Source organism: Enterobacter cloacae complex sp. (assembly GCF_900322725.1).
GTDB classification, from domain to species: Bacteria; Pseudomonadota; Gammaproteobacteria; order Enterobacterales; family Enterobacteriaceae; genus Enterobacter; species Enterobacter quasihormaechei.
Window position 1 is genome coordinate 571,929 of the sequence record NZ_LT991957.1, and the last position, 19,417, is coordinate 591,345.

A 19,417-nucleotide genomic window follows, 5' to 3' on the forward strand; every position below is an offset into this window, starting at 1 on the left:
TTTAAAAAACCTCAGACAACTCTTAACGAAATTACCCAAAAGGTGATAAAGTAAGGTTTTATATTTTTCGGGCGTAAAAGTGCTTAAGTTATTCGCAAAGTACACATCGATTGGCGTCATTAACACGCTCATTCACTGGGTTGTGTTCGCTATTTGCATATATGCATTTCACACAGGGCAGGCACTTGGTAACTTCGCTGGGTTCGTCGTGGCAGTGTCATTCAGCTTCTTTGCAAATGCCAGATTCACTTTCAAGTCTTCCACCACAACCATGCGCTACATGCTTTACGTTGGATTTATGGGCTCGCTGAGCGCTGCTGTTGGTTGGGCTGCTGATAGGTCCGGAATGGCTCCGATCGTGACCCTTATTCTTTTCTCCGCCATCAGCCTGGTGTGCGGATTTATTTATTCAAAGTTCATTGTCTTTAGGGATGCGAAATGAAAATTTCTCTGGTCGTTCCCGTCTTCAACGAAGAAGACGCAATACCGATTTTTTATAAAACGGTTCGGGAATTTGAAGGGCTTCAGCAGCATGAGGTCGAGATAGTATTCATAAATGACGGCAGCAAAGACGCGACAGAATCAATTATAAACGCGCTTGCTGTTTCAGATCCGCTTGTGGTGCCGCTGTCGTTCACTCGCAACTTTGGAAAAGAGCCAGCTCTATTTGCCGGGCTTGATCGTGCCACCGGAGAAGCGATTATCCCGATTGACGTCGACCTTCAAGACCCCATCGAAGTTATTCCTCACCTGATTGAGAAGTGGCAGGCCGGCGCTGATATGGTTCTGGCTAAACGCTCTGATCGCTCTACAGATGGACGACTGAAGCGCATGACCGCTGAGTGGTTCTATAAGCTGCACAACAAAATCAGCAATCCAAAGATCGAAGAAAACGTTGGCGATTTCCGCCTGATGTCTCGTGAGGTAGTGGAAAACATTAAGCTCATGCCAGAGCGTAACCTCTTTATGAAGGGCGTATTAAGCTGGGTCGGTGGCCGCACTGATGTCGTGGAATATGCCAGGGCAGAGCGCGTGGCGGGTAACACGAAGTTTAACGGCTGGAAGTTGTGGAACCTTGCTCTTGAGGGGATCACCAGTTTCTCTACCTTCCCCCTGCGGATGTGGACTTACATCGGCCTGTTCGTCGCCGGTGCTGCATTCCTGTATGGCGCGTGGATGATTTTGGATACCATCTTTTTTGGGAATGCTGTCCGCGGATATCCTTCCCTGCTTGTTTCAATACTTTTCTTGGGAGGAATACAGTTGATAGGAATTGGAGTCCTCGGTGAGTACATTGGCAGGATTTACGTAGAAGTGAAGAATAGACCTCGTTACGTGCTGAAGGGAAGAAAATGATAAGAAATCTTAAAAATGATAAGTCTATATTTTTAATATCGCTGGCTCTATCATTTGTATATATATTGCCATTTATCATTAATAACAACTATGTTGTAGATGATTGGCTTAGGACTGATACCGGAGTTACTGCTTGGGAGGGTAACGGGAGGCCTCTTTCCTCTGTCATAATGGCTGCGATTAGCATGTTTGGCGGAGGTTTAAATTTCTTTGGGGATGGTGTTTTATATGATGTTTTCCCGCTTACCATTATATTATGCGCTTTTGTGATGATCTTTTGCGGGTATCTTATCTCTGTTGAGCTAAGCCTGAAATCCCCAATTGCTAAAGCAGCATGCATGTTACTACCACTGACTTCAACTTTATTCATTGGTAATATTTATTTCAGGTTTGACTCTTTAATAATGTCATTATCCTGTCTCGGGGCTATTTTACAGGCAAGGATGAGCGCAGAGAGAAGTATTGTCTGCTGGATTAGTTCGGTGGCGATTGGGTTTATTTCAATATCAATATACCAGGCATCTATACCATTCGTTTTATCTTACCTTGCATTAATGTGCTTTATGAGGTTCTGCAATGAAAATAAAAATGATGTTATTAACTTAATCTTAAAGGTATTTTCATCTCTTTTCTTTTCGTTCTTGCTTTATAAATTAATGATGCTGGTATTCTTTGATGGAGATTCCTATACCTCCGGATACACGGACACTCACTCTGAGTTAATACCACTTTCAGTTGATGGATTAAAGATATTTGTAAATAACTTCTCATTGTTTATAAATATGCTTTTCAAGGTTACTGCATTTGCCCCTAGTATTATTTTGTTAACATTGATAATTGTTATGTTGGTAATCTCATCAATAGAAAGAAATAAAACTACTGCATTTTCAGTGCTTGTATTTGTAGCAATAATAGTTCTCGGATTTGCTCCTTATCTAGTTTTGAAAAGCCCTATAGTAGAACCTAGAGTGATGATAGCCGCTGGATTATCATTTTGTGCACTACTAAAGGGTGCGGAAATGATGAGTAAATTAGGTGCTTTATCAAAATCATTGATTGTGGTAATTATTACATTCAATTTTAGCCAAGCATATGGAGTATCGAATGCTTTCAAAATCTATCAGCGTATAGACAGAGTGGTCGCTCAGAATATTGCCTACGACCTAATTGAATGTGGTTATAAAACAGGTGATAAGATAGTAATTTCTGGCTTCCCTTCTTATCCAGATTCTGTCAAGAGAATATACGATGCTATTCCGGTATCGCAATATCTAGTAGGTTCTGCCTTTGCAAACTACAGGTTCAAGTATAGCCTTATGAAACAGTATGGCATATCATCACCTATACCAAAAGATGAAAGGTTTAAAGGAGATGGAGAGATTATAAAAAACAATAGCCTTATTAAATTAATTAAATACGAAGATGGATACAGAATATATATAAATAGAATGTAAAATAACGCCCCCTTAGAGGGGCGTTATTATTTATAGCACTGAGTCATATTGAACCAGAGGTTTAAGACTGATGGTTACATCTGTTTGATTTGTTATCGCTGGAATAACAACACCAGATGGTCCGACCGCAATGTTAGCGATAACACCTGTCGTAGATGACCTCACAACATCTGTCGATGTGCCAGTAGTGCCTGTGTTAGCTAGTTGTACCTGCCTTGCTCCAAATGCATCTCCAGATCCTGCAATGGTTGCCTGCCAAACCCCTCTAAATAAGCTGGCTGGAATTGAAGTAGACGCCGATCCTGCTGGAATAGATATTCTTGTATTGTCGTAGAAAATTATGTCTGAGGCTGACATTGTGCTACGAGAACCAATGCTTAATGCTTGGTTTCCAGAAAATGATATATATGTCCTACCATCCAAAACAAACGATGATAGCAAACCCGCCTGGTTTAATGTGTTTAAATCAACAATGTTTCCATGAGCGATGATTGATTTGGGAATTCCAGAAATTTTATACCCAATTACACGATAGTTAAGCGACAGGTTGTTCAGTTGCTTAACGCTGTTTCCCACCAAACGTATGCGCTGACCTCTGTAAACTTTGTTAGTCCCCGCTCCAGCATTCACAGCTATGCCCTCAGTCGTATTGTTGACTGTGTTGCACTTCATGACAACACTATTGTGGCTGATATCAATATCCTGGAAAACGGCGTAGTTGTCGTCACCAGCACCTGTGCTTATTGCTACCCCATCGTATGCACGGAGTTCACAGTAGTTATTGTGTATCTTGACAAAAGGGTCTGGGTATGTGGCTTGCGTGGCTTCGCCACCACCACCAACATCAATGCATCGTGTATACTTAGCACCGATCAGTAGGCCTGTAGTTTCACTGGCAGGTACATCACGGGAACGGACATAGTTATCAGCGACAATCAGGTTATATGGTTCATAGTTGGGTGCCCAACCTGGTCCACACTTAGCGTAGATACCTACAACCCCATGCTCAAGGCAATGGTTGTTTGCGATGATAGCCTGGCCTCCACCATGGAAGTCAATACACTTGCGGCGGCAGTTACGAATCATATTCTCAGTAATTGTTACATTACGGATTCTTCGGTTTCGACCATGTGTGATACCGTAGCCTGGGTCGTAACTTGCGTTCAGTACATCATCCCCATCAGGGTGACCGATGTCTTCGATGTTATTCGCCATGTAGTTCAGGCGATATCCAGAGAGGACGTAGATGCCTGCACTGTAGCACTTGCGAATACGTGTATTAATAACCATCACGCCATCAGGTACATCTGCATCTGTGGTGTAATCACTTGCACCATAGGCTGCTGCTGTGTTACGGATGCCAATACCTACCGCACCAAAGTTAAACCCAGAGATGTCACAGTCATTGATAAGAATACCACGGCATGCACGTTGAACCTTCACACCGCAAGCCCAGCTACCGATGTTGCCGCCAAGGAACTTGCCCCACGTGTTCTGCCAACCTGAAGCTTGGCTGCCGTCTGCATTGTATTTAGGGAATTGACCTGTAACACCAGCGTATGCTCCGCCAGTATATGCGCTGGTATCAAGGGCATTATTTGGTGCAAGAACTAGAGCAGAATCGTACCCGAATCTGGCTTCTCCTTTCTCTGCATACCCAGTTGTGGTATCAATTGCAGGGAAGATTCCCGGACCCTTGATAGTTAAATCAACAGTAACATGCTCACAGGCTATGAGGCTTAACGCATCAAGGCCATGCGTCTTAACCAGCAATGTTCCATTGTGAATTTTGATACCCTTCTTTCCAACCAATGCAAGGCATGGGCTATAGTTATAAGTACCGTCAGAAAAGTCGGCTTCATTTGGATATTGAATAGCTAGGGCATAATTCTTACTTATTAGAAATGTGCCACCAGCAAGATCAAGATCACCATCAGTTTCGTCTATAAATTTTTGAAGTGCTAATGTGTCATCATCTTCACCATTGCCTATTGCTTCAAAATCGAAAGGACTTTTCCGCTCATTAAGTTTATCTTCTACAGTGCGATCGCCGTAACCAATCTTTGATGAGCCTGTTGGCTTCGCCAGCTCAATAAGAACGTCTGATGCTGATCCTGATGGTGGAAGAACAGGGAATGGATTGCCTGCACTATCAAAGGCGACAATTTTATTAGCCCTTGTAGCTGCATCTGGCAATGAAGGTATTGCCTCAGGAACGCGTAACGTGCGATTTAGATTGTTGTTTGCCAGCGTATCAACATAGTTTTTGGTGGCCGCATCTTGCGGGTCTCTCGGATCGCGTAAATTGCGAATGTAGTTGTTCAGCGCGTCATACCAGTTCGCGATGCTCGATGGCTTGCGAAGAGCCAGGCGGAACAAGCTGTATGCCTGCTGGATCAGCATAGTCAGCTTGTCAAAGGCATCTTCATGTACCTCAGCGAAGAACTTGCCCTGGTTGCGCAGGTCGGTTTCCTGCGTCGGCTCCAGTTCTCTGGCAATGGAAATCTTCCAGCCATTTGTCAACGGAGTGGTGAGAACCACATTACCGCCGCTGTATCCTCCTGCGTTCGTAACCGTATAGTCAGTATCCAGAACCAGGACTGTGATGTTTTCGTTGAGATCTACAACTGATACAGCAAGATCTGTTTTTTTGAATATGCGGAACGTGTACGGGAAGGATGTCGTAACGCCGTTCCCCGTGTAATCGTTATGGTCAACTACGGTTGATACCGTCATGGCCTGTCTCCAGTTAAGCAGCGCCCGGCGCGCGTGCATCATCTGGACAGTTTATTACCTAGCAAACCTTATATGAATTGAATGAATAACAATCAGGAAAGTTATTACCTTTTAGGTAAATGGCAATTCGTGCTGGATAGTATTTCGAACATTTGCTACTGTACATATATACAGTGAATGCATGGAGATTATCAGATGCAACGTCAGTATCATCACCCGCTGGAAAAAGGATTTGCCGAACGAATACACACGCCGGGAGGCGTCCGCTCCCTTGTTGAAGATTCTCACCTGATGACGTTGCTGCGCCAGCTTGGTGAGGATGGGTTTAACGTTGATGGTCCGATGGCTGAGTTGACTGCTCTGGTTAACTATGTCACCAGCTCGCAGATGTCCATGAAAGATCTGCAAATGCATCTTGATTACTGCGTGGAAAAACTGAAGCAGGAAACGACATAAAGTAAAGGCCGCATGCGCGGCCTCGTGACATGTCACAGTAAAGGAAGTTTAAAGATTATTGCGGCAATGATGACGAAGGTCGAGAAGTAAACGACCTTCGCCGACCACTCTCCTAACCACTTTTTCCTGATGGCAATTACAGTCACCCACAAATAGGCAGTACCGCATACAACTACGGAAGCAAACCAGAACAACATCAATCCAATACTGACTAAGATGTCCATCATTGGCCCACCGCCTTCCCGAGATCTGGAGCGCGCCGCGGTGTTGTTTCGCCGGGCTCCCACCAACTCGTTGTGTTAAATTCCCGCTGCGCGCGGTCCCTTACCCGATCGTTGTACCCAGGGTTCGCCATCTCCTGAAGCTGTTGCAGGATCAGGTGATTGGTAATGGCTTTTGCATACCAGAGGTTTGCGAACGGGGTGATCATTCGAGCCGTCTTAAGCGCGTCGGCACCGAATGAAGTTTCTTCCCCCTGCAATGCCTTCTGCGGGTTAGTGATCAGCAGTTTAGTTAACTGTTCTGCAAAGCTGAGCACTGGTCCGCCGATGGTAGCCGCGATACTGGAACCATATTGCGTATGGTCCTGGAAAAGGAAATCGCCGTAGATACCGAATGACCCACCTTTCAGAAGAGCCTGTACCCATGTAGTTGGCTTCGTCATATCCAGTGGATCATTACCGGTCAACAGGCTATTCATCTGGTTTGCAAACATCCCGGCCAGAGTCGTGCCTGCAATGTATGAAGCGAGGAATTTAAGAGCTGGTACCGTGTCCAGATCATTAGCCCGGTTTACCAGCTGGCGGAACCCAGCGAATGGCGTTGTCTTAAAGAGCATGAAACTCTTGATCAGCTGTCCGGCATCGTCTCGGGCATAGGTGTCAAGGCCGGTAGCGGTCGTTACGGCGCTGGTCATCTCGCCGTGCGTGATACCAAGAAGTTTCTGAGCGGCCTCGGCTCTGGCGTTACGTACCATGCGCGTGATGGTCTGCTCTGCTTCTGCGTCGAACGCCTCTTTCATTTTCTTCAGGCGCTCTGGTGGCATATCGCCAAGCGCGGCCAGCGCTGCATCACTACCTGCACGCACCTGCGCGATACGGTCAGCCATGATGTCGGCGATCACTTCATCAGGCACGGCGTAGATCGCATCAGGAGTCATACCCATGTGACCGGAGGTAGTCATTGGCTGTAGGTCTGCCGCTGCCATGATCGCCCAGTCTTCATTGCTCCAGCCTTTGTTAGCAAGGATGGTTTTATCTGACCCTTTTACGTCATCCAGAGTCTTAAATTTGCGGGTCAGTTCGCCAATGTTTTTATACATCAGCAGGCCAAAAGCCGCCTTGTTGGCGCGGTCCATGGCGATCAGACCTGACCATTTCAACGTTTTTTCTGCGAACCAGCCGGTGATTCCGCGCGACAGGTCAAAGCCGCCCATCTTCGATACGACAGCAGCATGCGAGTCCACAAGCAGGCCGAGCTCGGCATTGGCCTTTTTGGCATCACCGCTGAACAGGTTGCGAATGGTGTTTGCAGACAGGCGCATGCCGTCTCGGGTAAAGCCAAGAGCCTGGGCATTGGCGCGCATGATCGCCTGGTCGCTGGTTGCGGTCAGTACGCTGGTGCCGAGCATGGCGCTGGTCATCAGGTTGCGCAGGCCGCCAACCGCCGACGTGAATACGCTCGATGTGGCCGCACCGTTAAGCCCCGCCATTGAGTTAAACATGCGCTCAACCATCTTGCGCTCATCGTTCATCTTGCCGACTTCCTTTCCGCCGGTTACTGCACGCTGATATACGCGGTCCAGAACCAGCGAAAAGTTGCGGGTTGCGTCCGGGCCGAATGCTTTAACGACACCCAGATCGCGGGAGGAGGATTGCAGGTGCGACATCATTACGCCCACCACCGGCTGCTGCGTATAACGCTCCATGTAGGCGAAGTGCGACTGCGCATCCTTGAACGCCATCACCCTGCTCTGGGAACCGCGATTCTTTATCCCGCCGGTGCCCATGAACGCGCCCGGGTCGATTTTGTTGGCGCCATCGGTGGCCTTCGTTTCAAAGATCGCTTCCAGCGCCTGGCGATACTCGATGTCATTCATCGGGCTGCCGTCTGGATTAACGTAGTTGCTGCGATCCTGCGTGTTGTAAACGTCGTCCACCCATGCCTGGCGGGCAAACTCAATCGGAGGCTGACGGCCTGACAGTCGCGCTTTGGCCTGTTCTGCCACCGGCAATGATGCCAGCCATTCATCTCGCCCGGCGTTGCGAATAAAATCAGCGTCGTCCACATACGGCAGATGCCAGTCTTCTCGCAGGCCGATATCGAAACCGTTGTCGTTCATTTCCTGCCGGGCCCGGCTGGTGACGTCATTCCATACCTGGGCGATTTTTTTCGCCTGCGGGTTCCCGGTGTCCTCGCCATATAACTCTTTCAGGATCTGGAGCTGTGCAGACTTTGCCGCCTGCTGGTCGAACAGACTGCGGAAACGCTGCTCACCGAGTGCTTTGCTCTGCTCGAAGAATTTACGGACGTCATCACCGGCTTTGAGCAGTTCAGCACTGAGCTGGCGTGACCAGTCCTGATATGCTCCGGTTGCCAGTTCCTCGGCCGAGGTCACGGCAATATCCTTACCGTCAGTTGTGCGCCGTCCTGCGAAGATAAACTGCTGCAAATTGGCGGGTGTTTGCTGCTCTGGCGGGATATTAGCGTCGAGGGTATCTGTCACCCTGCTGATGGCGATCGCGTTCTGAGCGACGCGCTGACGCTTCTTATAAACGTCATGCACAACGCGCTGTCGCACAAGATCAGCGGCCTCCATGTACGTCTGCGCATCAGGGATGCCAGTCTTGCCTTCCCTGGCATTTTTTTTATGTACCTGGCGCACGGCCTCTTTGATACGGTCCTCAATACCTTTCAGCTCGTCAGCCTTTGGCTGGCGGCCCAGGGTCTGCGCAATGGCTTCAACACATGCCTGTTTCATTATGGATTCCTCAGGAAGCACGCGGCGGCGACTGAATAAACTTTCGATTCGTTCTGCACGGTCTGGATTTGTTCATCAAATTCAGCCAGAACATCGGAGAGTTTCGCCGGTTGCCCGGTGTCGGGGTGCGTAATTGTCAGGTCCGGATTAGTGGTCGCCATATCGCGCGCCGCCATCAGGTCGTAACTGTTGGATGAAATAGCCTGTCCGGTATCGGGATCCACACTGACCTGCCCGCCAGTTTCGTCTGCTGCCGTGAATGCGCTTTCGGCACGCGGAGCAGGAGCCTCTCCAGCCAGTTCTGACGGCGTTTCATACCTGACACCATTCTCTTCGAAAACCTGCTGCATTGCATGGTACTGCTCGCTTGCAGATTCCAGCATGCCAGGCCGGGCCGGACCATCCAGCCCGCGCGCCATCATACCGACGTTAACAGGCTGGCCGTCATTCAGCTGTCGATACGCTTCGTCCATGGCTGCCACATGGCTGTTGATGCTCTCGTTGCTGGCATGCAGCACCGGGGAGGATTCCAGATCGTAATAGAGCCCCTCATTCAGAGTGTGGGCGGCATCGATATCGCTTGGCTTAATAGCAGGAATATCTGTCGTGGCGGCAGGCTCTGTCACTGGTGACTGAGAATCCGAGCGAACCGGTGATCCTGGCGCGTCTGTCACTGGCGCTACTTCGGCCACAGGCGATGGCTCTGCGCTTGCATCAGGTGCGCTCTGCACTTCCGCCGCCGGGATCGGCGCTTCAGTATCTGCTGGAGGCGGCACGTCAGCATTTCGCGCGGCAAGGTGATGGGCACCACCAAAGGCGCCACCCAGCACTGCATCCACCAGAATCGCCTGGCCGTCGAATACCCGGTACTGTTTCGCCATCTCGGTGTAGCCTTTCTCCTCCAGTGTTTCGCCGACGGAGTAACGGTTCAGGCCACCGAACCCGGTGTTTATTGCCACACCTGAGGCAATGCGCGTTGCCAGAGTGGTGCCGATGGCAGCAGGTAAGGCCATGCCCGCTGCGTTGAAAAGGCTCTGCTGAGTTGCCAGGTTGCGCGCCGTCGACTCGTCTACACCCTTCCCTTTGAAATCCTGATAGGACTGTTCATACGTAGAGCTGAATGCCGTAGCTGCGCCGACCGCGGGGCCGCCGACAATGGTCGCACCAATGGCCGGCACGAACTGACCGAGGCCATAAAGAACCTCAGCAGCGGTGCCCTGGCTACCAACATCCGGCTTCACATACCCGCGAGCATCCTGCAACTGTTTGCCAATCGTGTCGTATGTTTCATTCAGCGCTTTATCGGCATCAGGAAACATCACACGGAAGATATTGACCGTTGGCGCCACGTCTGCGGTGAATGCCGGATCGCTGATCAGGCGTTTACTGAATCCGACGGCAGACTGTGCAAGGCCGAGAGTGCCCTCAGCCACGCCGCGCACCGGTGCGGCGATTGAACCCTGGAAGAATGTCGGCTCATAGTCTTCTGGTCGTGCCGGATTGGCCGCTGCTTTATCGTCGGTCCACGCCTGGCCTTCCGGAGCCAGAGAAAATACATCAGACATTATTCGACCCTCACAACGATAGCTTCATTGGTTTTCGGATCCGTCGCCCAGCGCCCGCTGCCGCTTACCAGTCGATACTGGTTGTTGCCAATGTTGACTGGCGTGAAGTTTGATGCGGAGTTTACGTTCAGACCGGCATCTTTCAGCGCCTGCTGTGCAGATGCGGTGTAGCGGTCCTTGAAGGTGGATTTATCCATGCCGAACGGCATTACCACATCGCCACCATTAAAGCCCTTGTACACGCCCCCTGTGGCGTATTGCGCCGCCTTTTCCACTACGTCGGAGTTGGCTGCATCAGTGCGCGTCATGGAGGCATCACCTGACTGATAAGCGATCCCGGCGTAAGCTGCCTTGAAAAGGTTATAACTGAGCTGGCGCGCCTGCGCGTTATTGGCGAATGCATTACCCACCTGATCGTCGAATGCTCGTTTCAGCTTATCTTCGCTCGGCAACTGCACCGGGGTTATACCAGCATCTTTCATTGCCTTCGTTGGATTGAGCAACTGATCGCCAGCGAGGATCACCTTCGATACGTCGTACTTATTCATGGTCGGCTTGTAGCCAATGAACTGACTGTATGCGATCGATGGTTTTTTGTTGTCGTACTGGTTATCCGGCGTCCCCAGCAGCAGCGCGGAATATGCAGTTGCTGCGTTGTTAGGCGCAATGGCAGACGCGACCTGGCGCATTGCCGGAGCGGACAGCGTTTCCCCCATGCTCTGTAACAGGCTGATTGTCTGGTTTACGTCTTTGGTACCGCGTACCTGTTCAGACAGTGCCGCAGCCTCCTCACTGGACAGAATAGGCGCATTGATGCCCAGCGCGCGCAGGCTTTCCTGTGAAGAGAAACGGTTAGCAACCTCAGCTGTGATGTCGTTAGGGTTGTTGCTGGCGATCGGCTTATAGGCTCCAATCTCCACCGCGGCGTTGAACGGGTTGTTCTGCCTCTGGCTGATCACCTTTGAGGCCGCCGCCGATACCTGATCGAATAATTCAGCGCGGGATGCATATCCCTCGCCTGTTTCCTCGGTTCCTGGCTTCAGCTGATTGACGTAGGCTGTGATGCTGCTCGTCGGCATGTTGCGGAATGAGCCAATGTACTGCCCGGCGATCTGCGTATTCCGAAACTCGGTATAGCGGAGATTACCTTCCCGCACCCCATAGGCAACCAGGAAGTCGGTCTGCGTTGGTGCATCAGGGAAATCAACACCGCGCATGTATGCCGCGCTGGCATCGCGAACCCGACTGTCGATACTGGTGCGATATTCCGCCTGCTGCTGCTTGCGAATTTGGTCAGCCTGGCGAAGGAAGGTTGCCTGCGCTTCAGGAGATGCAGCGTCGAATGCAGCATTGCCGGTATATCGCTTGGTGCTGGTCGGAAGCTGTGACAGGCCAATAGCTGCACTGACACCGGTGGCGAGCTGCTGGTCGCTGTATGGCTGGCTCCCGTTCTCATGCTGGATGATTGCAGCACATAGAGCCTTCAGCGTGTCAGGGTTTGATGCGTCAAGCTGCTGATCCGCAGTTACGCCGAGCTGTGCACATACTGCCTGAATGTAAGCATCGGTGTTGTTATTGTCAGATGGCGGCGCCCAGCGGTTGATAATGTCACTGACGGTATCGATGCCCTGGCGCTGATAAGACAGCAGGTTGCGGCCCAGCGCGCGAATGCCATGCTCCGGAGTTTCGAATTTAGCAAATCGACCATCATCACCGGTCTGCCCAACCCACGGATTAGTTTTGCTGTACTCGAGGTTTCCGGGGTTGTTATTGCGAATGCCGCGAGCGCTGTCGCCTGAACCGCCTTCCGATACCGCACGACGTGATCCAACAGCCGTGTCGCTCAGCTCACCATTGCTCTGAATGAACTCGATAGAGTTGTTAGCAGACCACTGAGAGAGAGCCGTATCAGCGACCTTCTCTTTAAATTCGGTCTTTTTCGCCTGAATCTGCTCGGCACTCCAGCCATGCGCGGCGCCATAGGTTTCGATCTGCTGAAAGGTCTGCTGGTTGTACAGCACGTAGTTGGCGTTATCGCCGTACGCAGATGCTGCCAGTTTCCCGTTGTTCGCCAGCGTCGCCTGGAACTGTCCTTCTTCATAGGCGTTAAGCTGGCTGATCTCGTGGCGTCCGGCCTGCGTCGTGAACTGAATGCGCTGCTGCTGTGCTTGCTGAAGGAACCCGGCACGGGCACCTTCTGGCAGGGTCATGGCGATCTGCTCTGCCTGGGAATCAAACTGTTGGGTGTACTCCTGGCCCTTACCCAGTGCATTCTTACCCTGAAGATTCAGCAGACCGGTATCGGGATTCGTCAGCAGATCACTCGATACCTGACTCAGTTGCAGCGATGCATCTTGCGCCTGGGCGACATCCGCCCTCTGCTTGGCCTGCGCGAACATGTCGATCGCCTTTGGCGCGACCTGAGAAATGACGTCGCCGACATTCGGCTGTTCGAACGCCTGAAATCCAGGAGACTGGAATCCGCGGCTTTCAACCTGGCGCCCGCTGACTGTTGGTACTGTTGGCATTTCGATATCTCCTTATCGACCGGTTGGCGTGCCGACGGCTGCGCTGATAGGTGCGGCCTTCTGTGAGAATGGCGACCACGTCCCACCAGCCATTTGATAGGCTCCGTAAGCCTGTAGCGGCGTTGTGAGCAGCGTTGTCATCGCCCCCATATTCCCCTGCTTACGCGCGGATACCGCCTGGGCGTCATAGTTGGCGGACTGCACCTGATAGCCGTAAGCCTCGCGCTGGGCGTTGTTAACGGTCGTCAGAGCATCCAGCGTGCCGAACTGAGCGGTATCTCCGAAGATATCCAGAGCATTACCGGTTGAGAGGTCTGCCCCGGTGGCCCCCATGGTTGCAGCCTGGGTGCCGGCTGCCTGGCGATTACGGCGGCGCACTTCCTCGGCCTGGGCATTGCCACGGTTAATCGAGTCCTGCGCCTGAGCTTCTGCCACATCCGCATTCTGCTCAGCAACAGCGGCAGAATATTTCCCTGTCTCATACTGGTTGTAAGCTGACAGCGCGCCTGCTGCGAGAGTCGCACCGGCTAAGATTGTGGTGGGTTCGCACATTATTTTTTCTCCATGTGGAAGCGATGAAACAGAAGACCGTGAGCGCCGTACGGCTGTGGTTCTTCAATGGTGAATCCCAGCCAGTGCAGCCAGATACGCGCTGTGTGGTTGCGGGCATCTACATAGTTTTCAAGATACGGGTAAACAGCCAGCATTGCATTGACCACTTTCCCGCAGCGGCGCAGGAAAGTGCGTTGGTATTTCTCCAGCGCATCGGTGCCCACCAGCCACGGGATACCGTTGCCGCCGATCATTGATGCCGGGGCCACGCCGAAGATGGTCACCCCTTCCCCGTTGATAAGCCCGGCGCAGGCGAAAGTTGACGTGCGCAGACCGGTTTCCAGAACGCGGCGCGGGCTCCATCCGTTTGTCGCCATAAATTCATCAACGTCAGCCTGGCGGACATGCGGGAGCATAGCTTCGATATGTTCCTGGGTTGCCGGTACGATCTGAGCTTTAATCATCAGAATCCCCCGACCGTCATGCGCGGCAGGACCGCCAGAACAGAAAGCGGCAGTGGGTCGAGCTGGCGCACCTTAACGCGTCCGTTCTTATCCCAGTTGCTGTCGAGCTTCACTTCCACCTTCCCGGTAGCGTCATCAACCGGATCGTCGTAGAACTCAAACTCACGCTGAGGATACTCGTACCATTCTCCGCCCGGAGTGGTTGCCCAGATGCCGCGGCTGGCGTTGACCACCATCGTCACAGTGGGGATCACCTGCTTTTTATCCAGCAGCGTTTCCTGCCCGTTGATATTGATGTCCAGCGTTTCGAATTCAGCGGTGATCGGCAGCCCGATATGCACCACTGCGCCCGGTGATTCCAGCGTGACAGCACCACCGGTTACGGTTTTCTGTGGCTCTACGCTGGCATCGGAGAGGATGTTGACTGTCTGGCCTTCGAGGTGTGACAGACCGCTGAAAGTCTGGCGGGCCATCTGCCAGTTAGTTGTGGCCGCAGTGCGCAGTACCGCGGGTACGTTACGGTTGAAGCGCACAACCACGGCGGTATTACTCGTTACGGAGATAATGTCGCCACGCAATTCTTTCGCCACCACTTCGCCGGTATCAGGATCCGTTTCTGAGTACGGGAACTGGATCTGAGCGCCAACGTCAGTGCCCACGAAATACGCCCCGCCGCTTATCGTCACCGGGTAGTCAACCTGATAGCTCCAGTCACCACTGCCGCCGCTGATGGTCATAGTACGTGTTGAGGTATTGCGTCCGTCATAGCTCAGTCCGCAATCGACAAAGAACGCATCTTCATCACTGGTAAACAGGCGGCTGGACAGGCGCTCTATGTAACGTTTCGTCTGTCCGTTGATGGTGCGGTTAACCACGAAGTAAACAGCGTCCTCGCTTCCTTCGCTGATGGAGCAGGTGCTTTCGTACTTTCCAGTGCTGGACTGCGGTGCCCAGGCAAATACCTGTTGGTCGCGCAGATAGGTCAGCACCAGCAGTTTGCCGTCATCGCGGATGCAGAACGCGCTGCTGTACGGCACGATGCAGAATGACCAGTCGACAATGCTGCGCTTCTGGAACAGGTGGTTTGCCAGTATGGTCAGGTCAGTGCCCTGGTATCCGTCCACGTCGAAGGAGTAAGCCAGATCACGGACCACGCTCCCCTTCTCCTGGATGAACAGCGCGATGTTTGCCACCGCGATCGGCGGCACATTGCTGGAGCCGTTGTTTCCCTGCGAGCTGAACGAAAACGCCGACGGCGTGAGGACCTTATTCTGGTCTCCGGATATCGTATATTCCCCGCCGGATGTCAGCGCGACCAGGTTGCCGACGTCGATAAGATGGCGTATCTCATTCACCTGTCGCCCGGCGTAGGTGTAGATGATGCGATCGTCATCCTGAATAGGGTTATTCTTGCCGAAGTCTTTATAGTCACCGGTCCGGCTCGCCCAGATCGTTTGTGGGTACGCGGTGGACGCGGCGAAATACAGGCGCTGCTGATAGTAAACAACCGTGCTCGGGTAGCCGTTGACACTGTTCCATGCGTACCGTGCCCACTTGTAGCTGCCATTAGCCGATCCGACAACCTGCGACGGGATATAGCTCACCACCGTAGCAGTGGCTGTCAGGCCGTCGCTGGCTACGGCTGTAATGCGCGCAATGCCGAAACCGCTGTGCAGGTATTCCCACTGGATTCCGGTATCACTATCCCCGGTTCCGCCCCATCCATCCCAGGACATGCCTTCCGTGTGAGAAGGCCGCAGGGCCCCGGTCTTGCCGGAAGTATTGGCACGGTAGTAGTTGCTGTCGGCGCGGCGTACATCGTTGATAGCGGTGGTCTTGCTGGTCTCCCATACGGGAACGGAATCAACCGCAGGCTGTTCGAGGTAAAACAATTTACCTACCTGCTCAGATCCGAATATGGCGGAGCTTGCCGTCAGCGTAATAGTACCGGTGCTGGCGCTGGCGTATACCTTCACTGACTCGTCAACGTTGATATCTTCGAACGGTCCGTTTTTGGTGGTGACATCAACGATCTGCCAGTTGTCGTGCGCGTAACGGCGCAACTCCTTCGGCGGATAGGCCGGGTGAACCAGCGTAAGCACGTCTGCGCTCTGCGTGAATTTGATGCGGAACAGGTCAGTCTCAGCATACGGCATCGCCAGTTCGTAGATCACATTGCTGCTGTTCAGCACATACGCGCCGTTTTTGATGACGCGCATATAGTTGTGCCCGAACTCCAGCGCATAAGTCTGGACGGTCGAGAACTGGAAAGGGATAAGGCGGCATTTTCGCGTCGGATATTTGGCTTCGCCGACGAAGCGCGTGCCCGGGCGATTCTCCACCCCGCCATACTGACGGACAATAAAGTTGTCGCACTTGCGCAGCGCCACCTGATACTTCGACATATCGATGCGCCCGTACAGCGACGGGCCAATTTCACCGCCGGCAAAGCTCGGCTGAATCCAACTGAAAGCCATTATGACAACCTCGCTGCGGTGAACTCATCAACTGGCGGCTGCGGCTCCTGGGATTCGTTCTGGCTGTGCGAGCCAGCGCTCAGGATGACGCTGCGGTACATGGTCAGTGCGTTGTTACCGAGATCTGCGCTGCCGGTCAGCGGCATATTGATGGCGGCGGCCAGACGCCAGGACAGCGCTTCCATGAAGATTGCATCGAACATGTTCACGTCGGTGACGCGCGCGATATACTTCAGCCATGCCTGAGGCTGATCGGTGTAGATCAGCTTTCCGGTGCCGTCGGTATCAGCCCCAACCTCATAGTTGATGCGCATGGCCGCCGTGGGATTACGTATGCCGGGCACCATAATTTCGGTGATGCGCAGGCAGTCAGTCGGATACTGGTAGGAATAAGCCCAGTCCGGCGGCGGATTGTTGGTATCGGCCAGCGCCAGGCGTTTGGTGGCAAAGTTCCAGTCGAAGTCCGCCAGCGCAGCATCGCGGCAGGAATCGAAATGCAGGGAGCACTGCCCGGCTTCTTTGCTGGCCTCGGTCAGGCTGTTAATGCTGCGGCTGTTCCCGATATTGCTCAGCGCGCGGTTACAGATCTCGATAACGGAGGCCATTAATCATCCTCCCCGCCGTAGAGAGTTTGGGCGGCAGTTTTGGGCTGCTCACCAGATACCGGGCTGAGTGCCATGTCAGTAATCTGCAAGCTGGCGTTATGCTGCATGCCATCTTCCGTTTCTCGGGTAGAGGTGGAACGAATTATGGCTTTCGCGGTGATCATCACTTCAGTACCAGCGGATTGTGGCGTTGCCTTGAGCTTGGCGAGCGTCTCGTTGTTCAGCTCAATGCAAAGGCCCCATGGATAATCATCGCGAGTCTGGGTTTTACCATCCTCATCCTGATAGGTGTCAGTTCCAGTTTTGAGGTTTACCAGTTCCATAGCGGACTCCTGCAATAAAGGGGCCGAAGCCCCTTGTTTTATTAGCGAGGCTTAGACGCCCAGTTTTTGCCGTTCTTCCGCAATACGCTCTTTGATCGTTTCAACATTCATGTTGCCAGGTTTCTTGTTGAAAAGTTCTTCGTACTGCTGGCGTAGCGCGGCTTCATCTTCACTGAAGGTATTGGCATCTTTACCGCCGGTATCTTCCTGGCCATCATCTTCATCCTGTGGTTCAGGCTGAGAGTCAACCGGCACGATTCCGCGCTTCTTATCTGCCTTCTTATCTGCCTTCTTCTTTGCCGCCTTCGCCGCTGCGTTGATCGGCTCCAGCGCAGATCCTGGCTCGCCGTCATATTCAATTTCTGAGCCTTCAGGCCAGAGGTTGTTATGAATATGGGATAAGCGCAGGACGCGGTATTTTGCTTTTTCCATTGCCATCACCTTAGCCAGTCACTTTGGAACGGATCGGGTAATAAGGAGTGTTGTTGTCAACATCCAGATTAATGCCCGAGGTGAACGCGCCAGCAGTCAGCGGACCGGTGCCGACTGAATAGTTAACGCGCAGATAACGCTGGACGCCCGCCGGAACTTTGGTTGAGAACAGGCGTTTGCCAACTGTCAGTGCAGACAGCGCCAGAGCACCGCTGTCGTAGATAGTGGTCCAGGTGGAGTTGTCAGGGCTGGTCTGCAACTGAACGTTGAGGGTCGCAGCACCAGCAGCGGTTGCAGTGGTGTCAACGGTTGCCCAGAACTCCAGCGGATAACCAACGCCGATATCGCGGCGGGTGCCGTCGATAGGGCCGAGGTCAATCACGTCCGTAGAAGCAGCAGAAGCTGTAACCGCCTGCTTCTCGGAGAACATCAACAGTTTGTCGAGGATCATTTTCTTTCTCCATTTATGGGCCGGTTAAGGCCCATCAGTTAATGACAGGCGTTAAACAACGCGCGCTTCTGTTTCGAGAATCGCATCGGTTTCACGGATTGGGATGCCACGGAACGTGGTCCAGAATTCGCCTTCAGTCTCTTTTACGGACAGAGCCAGAGAGGCTTTATCCAGAGATTGCAGATCCAGCGCCTGGGCAACGGTACGGTTCATGTAGAACACCGCGCGGCCCATTTTCAGGTTAGGGACGCGGTGCAGCGCTTTAACCATCAGGCTGACGATATTTGCAGCTGAACCTGGTACTGACAGATCGCTCACATCGATGTTGGCGATGCGCACAACGTAGCGCCAGTCACGGAGAGCCAGGCCGTTATCCCACTTATAATGGGTGCGGTAACCCTGGTATTTGCCGCCATTGGCATCGGTAAGCGTCTGCTCGCCGAGGTTCTGAGTCTGCAAACCAGCCTTCTGCCCTTTAGGGAAGATGCCGTGCACAGTGTTTTCACCCCAGACCACCAGCCAGATAGAGGTGTTATCTGTACCGGTGCCGCCAGCATCAATGATGTTCTGGCCGTTGCCTGCGGATTTGCTGGAGTAGCGGGATGACAGGCCCATGAACTGCTGCGGATTCACACTGGTGTCGCCGTAGAACAGGGTCTGAGCCATCTGCTGGTTCATTCCTTCGAGGAATGCACGATCTTCAGACAGGCGGAATTCAGCAGTGTTACCGTTAAGATCTGCCAGTGACTTATCTACTTCCGCATAAGCCTCCAGCATGCCGACAGTGTCAGTGACCTGTACGGTAGTTGATTTTGTCGGTTGCACACCGTAGTTCAGCAAACGCCAGGTAGGCTGCGGGAGCCCCGAGCGAACGGTGGTACGGTGACCAGTTGGAAGGTTACCCTCTACGAACATCATATCCGTCAGGATTTCGTTGGTCTGGGAAAGAAGTTCGACAATCTTATCGACCTTTCCGTTTGGATCAGTACGCTTAGCCCAGTCAGCCAGCGTCAGCGCATTTACGCCTTTAACAGCCAT

The 19,417-nt window shown here is 52.4% G+C and carries 16 protein-coding genes; 4 read left to right on the forward strand and 12 right to left on the reverse strand.

Features of this window, described 5'->3' with window-relative positions; translation table 11 throughout:
- The first annotated feature begins 79 nt into the window (after positions 1-79).
- Genes DBR02_RS02780 through DBR02_RS02790 form a run of 3 tightly spaced genes read left to right on the forward strand, consistent with a single transcriptional unit; the run spans position 80 to position 2,810 of the window.
- The gene (locus DBR02_RS02780; RefSeq protein WP_047052272.1) at positions 80-442 is read left to right on the forward strand and encodes a GtrA family protein; all 363 of its coding nucleotides are present in this window, start codon (positions 80-82) and stop codon (positions 440-442) included.
- Positions 439-1,356, forward strand: coding sequence for a glycosyltransferase family 2 protein (locus DBR02_RS02785; RefSeq protein ID WP_107533489.1), 918 nt, complete (start codon positions 439-441; stop codon positions 1,354-1,356). Before DBR02_RS02780 ends, DBR02_RS02785 begins: the two co-directional genes overlap by 4 nt.
- Positions 1,353-2,810: a glucosyltransferase domain-containing protein gene (locus DBR02_RS02790; protein WP_107533490.1), complete on the forward strand. Its 1,458-nt coding sequence runs from the start codon at positions 1,353-1,355 to the stop codon at positions 2,808-2,810. The genes DBR02_RS02785 and DBR02_RS02790 overlap by 4 nt, the downstream gene beginning before the upstream one ends.
- A 30-nt stretch (positions 2,811-2,840) precedes the next feature.
- Here the strand turns inward: DBR02_RS02790 and DBR02_RS02795 are convergent, their stop codons facing one another.
- Positions 2,841-5,546 (reverse strand): right-handed parallel beta-helix repeat-containing protein, encoded by a 2,706-nt coding sequence (locus tag DBR02_RS02795; protein ID WP_059585504.1) that lies wholly within the window; start codon positions 5,544-5,546, stop codon positions 2,841-2,843.
- Positions 5,547-5,741: 195 nt separating this feature from the next.
- On the opposite strand from DBR02_RS02795, the gene DBR02_RS02800 reads away from it, so the two are divergent.
- Entirely contained in the window at positions 5,742-6,002 is a 261-nt protein-coding gene (locus tag DBR02_RS02800) for a hypothetical protein (protein ID WP_032671830.1), read from the forward strand.
- Between the two features lie 223 nt (positions 6,003-6,225).
- Here DBR02_RS02800 and DBR02_RS02810 read toward each other — a convergent pair whose 3' ends face one another.
- The 11 genes from DBR02_RS02810 to DBR02_RS02860 are packed head-to-tail and all read right to left on the reverse strand — an operon-like array spanning position 6,226 to position 19,417.
- Positions 6,226-8,982: a hypothetical protein gene (locus DBR02_RS02810; protein ID WP_107533492.1), complete on the reverse strand. Its 2,757-nt coding sequence runs from the start codon at positions 8,980-8,982 to the stop codon at positions 6,226-6,228.
- Complete coding sequence (locus tag DBR02_RS02815) at positions 8,982-10,547, reverse strand: hypothetical protein (RefSeq protein WP_107533493.1); 1,566 nt, start codon at positions 10,545-10,547, stop codon at positions 8,982-8,984. The genes DBR02_RS02810 and DBR02_RS02815 overlap by 1 nt, the downstream gene beginning before the upstream one ends.
- Entirely contained in the window at positions 10,547-13,075 is a 2,529-nt protein-coding gene (locus DBR02_RS02820; protein ID WP_107533494.1) for a hypothetical protein, read from the reverse strand. The genes DBR02_RS02815 and DBR02_RS02820 overlap by 1 nt, the downstream gene beginning before the upstream one ends.
- 12 nt (positions 13,076-13,087) lie before the next feature.
- On the reverse strand, positions 13,088-13,627 hold the full coding sequence (locus tag DBR02_RS02825; protein WP_032671835.1) for a virion core protein, T7 gp14 family: 540 nt from the start codon (positions 13,625-13,627) through the stop codon (positions 13,088-13,090).
- Positions 13,627-14,091, reverse strand: a complete 465-nt coding sequence (locus tag DBR02_RS02830) for a hypothetical protein (protein WP_107533495.1) — start codon at positions 14,089-14,091, stop codon at positions 13,627-13,629. The genes DBR02_RS02825 and DBR02_RS02830 overlap by 1 nt, the downstream gene beginning before the upstream one ends.
- Positions 14,091-16,568 carry a hypothetical protein gene (locus DBR02_RS02835; RefSeq protein WP_107533496.1) on the reverse strand — a complete coding sequence of 826 codons (2,478 nt, stop codon included), beginning with the start codon at positions 16,566-16,568 and terminating at the stop codon, positions 14,091-14,093. The genes DBR02_RS02830 and DBR02_RS02835 overlap by 1 nt, the downstream gene beginning before the upstream one ends.
- A complete protein-coding gene (locus DBR02_RS02840; protein ID WP_040117947.1) occupies positions 16,568-17,173 on the reverse strand; it encodes a hypothetical protein in 606 nt (201 codons plus the stop codon). The genes DBR02_RS02835 and DBR02_RS02840 overlap by 1 nt, the downstream gene beginning before the upstream one ends.
- Positions 17,173-17,496 (reverse strand): capsid staple protein, encoded by a 324-nt coding sequence (gp10, locus tag DBR02_RS02845; RefSeq protein WP_045342894.1) that lies wholly within the window; start codon positions 17,494-17,496, stop codon positions 17,173-17,175. The genes DBR02_RS02840 and gp10 overlap by 1 nt, the downstream gene beginning before the upstream one ends.
- A 51-nt stretch (positions 17,497-17,547) precedes the next feature.
- Entirely contained in the window at positions 17,548-17,934 is a 387-nt protein-coding gene (locus tag DBR02_RS02850) for a hypothetical protein (RefSeq protein ID WP_063921810.1), read from the reverse strand.
- Positions 17,935-17,938: 4 nt separating this feature from the next.
- Positions 17,939-18,379: a Bbp16 family capsid cement protein gene (locus tag DBR02_RS02855; RefSeq protein ID WP_032634949.1), complete on the reverse strand. Its 441-nt coding sequence runs from the start codon at positions 18,377-18,379 to the stop codon at positions 17,939-17,941.
- A 51-nt stretch (positions 18,380-18,430) separates the two neighbouring features.
- A complete protein-coding gene (locus tag DBR02_RS02860; RefSeq protein ID WP_045342886.1) occupies positions 18,431-19,417 on the reverse strand; it encodes a major capsid protein in 987 nt (328 codons plus the stop codon).